The organism is Vibrio sp. 1069, assembly GCF_033340555.1.
This window is the reverse complement of the sequence record NZ_JAWOWP010000145.1, coordinates 1-980: the sequence shown is the minus strand read 5'-3', so window position 1 is coordinate 980 and position 980 is coordinate 1. Positions and strand designations below refer to the sequence as shown.

Below are 980 nucleotides of genomic sequence, written 5' to 3'. Positions count from 1 at the left end.
GGAGTATCAGAGACAAGCCCTTTTTCAAGCAGGTGAGAATAGTACCATAATTGGTAGAGTTGACAGCTCTTTTACGCAAATAAGTCACGGATATGAAGGTGTCGTGGCGATAAAACAAGTGAATACTCACACTCTGTTACCTTTTCTTAAACCTAAAGTCCGCCTCATAACGCCATTCCCACTAGCTGTTAACAGTGAGTTTACGACTAACGTTTTGATTAAGCCCATTATCGGCCTCAGAAATGAAGCGGGTTTCGACGCAGAAAAGCAGTCAATGGGAAGTGGTGTTGTTGCAAGAGCGGTCGTAACTAAAGATTCATACTGGGTCATTCGTACTTCTTCGTCTTGGCGCGAGTCGATTATTCAAACTGTTGAGCGTGATATTTCTCGCCTTGAGCACTTTGCTCTAATCAAAGCACTGGCTTTTGCTGATCGCACTGGGCTTACCAAAGAGGATTGGCAGTCTCTGCGTGACAGCGGATTACTGCATCTTGTATCGATTTCTGGTTTACACATCGGGATGGCATTGACGTTTGGGCTCGCCCTTGGTGGGCTTATTCGGCTTGTTATGCCGCGATATTGGTTTCTGCCATCAGTGAGTGGGTTGGCGTTTGCCATTGTTTACGCTTGGCTTGCTGATTTTTCTTTGCCGACGACCCGAGCCGTTTCTGTTTGTATCATCTATATTGCTTTGAAGTATTGGCTTGTTCATTGGAGTCCATGGCGCGTACTGTTATTGGCTGTGGTGTTGCAACTTTTCTTCCAACCTTTTGCTTCTTTTAGTTTGAGTTTTTGGCTGTCTTATTTATCCGTTGGTGCCGTTTTGTTTGCGGTTAATACAGTGCAAGGCTCGAAGGAAGGTCGTTTGGGAAAGTTGCGGATACTTCTGTTGACTCAACTGATATTGAGCTTATTAATTGTCCCGATCAGTGGCTATTTTTTCTCTGGATTTAGCTGGTCTTCTTTAGTCTACAATTTGG

1 protein-coding gene is annotated in these 980 nt (G+C 44.4%); it reads left to right on the top strand.

Translation table 11 applies throughout. The annotated features are described in order from the left end of the window. Positions 1-980, top strand: a 980-nt coding sequence (locus R7040_RS25030; RefSeq protein ID WP_318097361.1) for a ComEC/Rec2 family competence protein, incomplete at both ends; no start/stop codon positions are given.